Origin of the sequence: Amycolatopsis sp. NPDC051716 (assembly GCF_040681595.1) — a bacterium.
Lineage (GTDB): Bacteria > Actinomycetota > Actinomycetes > Mycobacteriales > Pseudonocardiaceae > Amycolatopsis.
In genome coordinates this window covers 1-2,256 of record NZ_JBFAZA010000096.1, presented here as the reverse complement: position 1 = coordinate 2,256, position 2,256 = coordinate 1, and the positions used below count along the sequence as shown (strand labels likewise).

2 protein-coding genes and 1 pseudogene are annotated in these 2,256 nt (G+C 34.8%); 2 read left to right on the top strand and 1 reads right to left on the bottom strand.

Translation table 11 applies throughout. The features are described from left to right. Positions 1-163 precede the first annotated feature (163 nt). Positions 164-694 (top strand): phosphodiester glycosidase family protein, encoded by a 531-nt coding sequence (locus tag AB0M30_RS47620; protein WP_364599306.1) that lies wholly within the window; start codon positions 164-166, stop codon positions 692-694. Between the two features lie 24 nt (positions 695-718). On the opposite strand, the gene AB0M30_RS47615 is transcribed toward AB0M30_RS47620, so the two are convergent. Continuing rightward, the gene (locus AB0M30_RS47615) at positions 719-1,621 is read right to left on the bottom strand and encodes an LCP family protein (RefSeq protein WP_300884056.1); all 903 of its coding nucleotides are present in this window, start codon (positions 1,619-1,621) and stop codon (positions 719-721) included. Positions 1,622-1,726: 105 nt separating this feature from the next. On the opposite strand from AB0M30_RS47615, the pseudogene AB0M30_RS47610 reads away from it, so the two are divergent. Continuing rightward, positions 1,727-2,256 (top strand): annotated as a pseudogene (locus tag AB0M30_RS47610) (IS3-like element IS981 family transposase); the annotation flags it as partial.

The window sequence follows — 2,256 nt, the reverse complement described above, 5'->3', positions numbered from 1 at the left end:
TCGCCATCCCGATCGACCGCGTGCCGCCCGTGACCAGCGAACGCGCGATGGCGTCACCGGTGTAGCCGGTCGTCTCGATGATTTATCTACGAATAATATCACTATTTATCGAATTAACAATCCGGAAGTCTTAAAAACAGTTACCGATCGTACGGATCAACGGATGAAAATGTCAGAAGTTATAGCTAAGTATCCTAATACTTTGATTATGAATGCTTCCGCTTTTGATATGCAGACAGGACAAGTAGCTGGATTTCAAATTAATAATGGAAAGTTGATTCAAGACTGGAGCCCAGGTACAACGACTCAATATGCTTTTGTTATTAACAAAGATGGTTCGTGCAAAATTTATGATTCAAATACACCTGCTTCAACTATTATTAAAAACGGAGGGCAACAAGCCTATGATTTTGGTACTGCAATTATCCGTGATGGTAAAATTCAACCAAGTGATGGCTCAGTAGATTGGAAGATCCATATTTTTATTGCGAATGATAAAGATAATAATCTCTATGCTATTTTGAGTGATACAAATGCAGGTTATGATAATATAATGAAATCAGTGTCAAATTTGAAGCTCCAAAATATGTTATTACTTGATAGTGGTGGTTCAAGTCAACTATCTGTCAATGGTAAAACGATTGTTCCTAGTCAAGATGATCGAGCCGTACCGGATTATATTGTGATGAAATAAAAATAAAAGAACCTCTTGGTTCTTTTATTTTAGAGATTTATCAAAAAGGGTTTTGACTGAGTCTAATTCTGTTTGAGAAACGACCTTAGCTCCATTTTCATCTGTTGTATGTAGATTGAGCTTGCTGGTATTCTTTAGAGCCTTATTGTAGCTCATAACGATCGTTTTAGCATCATTGAAACTTATATTGGTTTTAACAGTGTTTGAAAAAGCATAGAGAATTTCTCGATAGTAATTGAAACTTTCAAGTTTTTTCATATGAGCAATTTTTTGAATATTTCCGTAGAGTTCCATTGAGACATTTTGAATCCGAGTGATTGAAGCATCCAAATCAGTATCGTCAATTTGTGTCATATAGGCTTGGACTTGATCAGCAGTTTGTAAATTAACAGTTCCTTGTTTAAACTCATAACCTTCAGCATTGAATGCCTTTGGATTTTGCATGGTGATTCCACCAGTGGCCTGTACAAGTGATCCCATTTTATTAACATCGATCTGAATTACTTTGTTAATGGACACATTCAATAGGTCTTTAACCATCTGGAAAATTCCATCATCTCCATTCGTATTGTAAACTTCAGTGATTGTTTTTTGATTAGGCATTGTCGCAAAAACTGGGAAGTTCATGAAAGTAGTTTGATTTGTCTTTATATTCGTTGAAGCTAAAACAGTAGCATAAGCTGTATTTTTAGAATTATTTTTACCAATTACAATGATAAGTGTGGTGAATGTTTTAGACTTTTTTAAGTCGATACTTGTTGTTTTAGGGAAATTTTCATATGATGTTGAAAAGGTTGATTCAACATTTCTATAAGCTACGTAGGCTATAGAAGCAACAGCGATAATTACTAATACAAAAATAATTGAAATAACTTTTAGTACTGTGTGTTTTTTCTTACGATAATGACGCCTCTTTTTTTGATTCATGGTATCTCCACATACATATTATATACCTTAAATTATACCATATTTAATGATGTTATCCTTAAATCTTAGAGTCACTATTGTATAATTTAGACAAAGGACAAAAACATGAAAAAACGCTACTCAAAAGAATTTAAAGAAACCCTTATCGCCTTCTATCATTCTGGTCAATCCGTCACCCAGCTGTCTAAAGAATACGACGTGGCCCCTGCAACAATTTATAAATGGATAGACCTCTACTCTAAATCTAATGAAAGCTCCGTCTCTAAAGCTGATTTTCTAGAATTAAAAAGACAACTGGCTAAAGTTAAGGAAGAACGAGACATCTTAAAAAAAGTATTGACCATATTCGCCGAGAAAAAGAAGTGAGTGCTGCGGATATGGCTCAAACCATACAAACTTTAGCACTCAATGTCAGACTAAGCTGTCAACTCCTTGATGTTCCTGAATCAAGTTATTATGAACGGATTAACCGACATCCATCTAAAACTCAATTAAGGAGACAATACCTGTCACTCAAAATTTCTCAACTCTTCAATGCTAACCGAGGAATCTATGGTGCTACTAAAATTCATCATCTTCTACTTAAACAAGGGGAAAAAGTCGGGTTAAAACTGGTACAGAAGCTAATGAAGCAA

Bases quoted from the DNA above. Each gene is read 5' to 3' on its own strand.
- AB0M30_RS47620 (WP_364599306.1), top strand. From the start codon at position 164: ATGAAAATGTCAGAAGTTATAGCTAAGTATCCTAATACTTTGATTATG.
- AB0M30_RS47615 (WP_300884056.1), bottom strand. From the start codon at position 1,621: ATGAATCAAAAAAAGAGGCGTCATTATCGTAAGAAAAAACACACAGTA.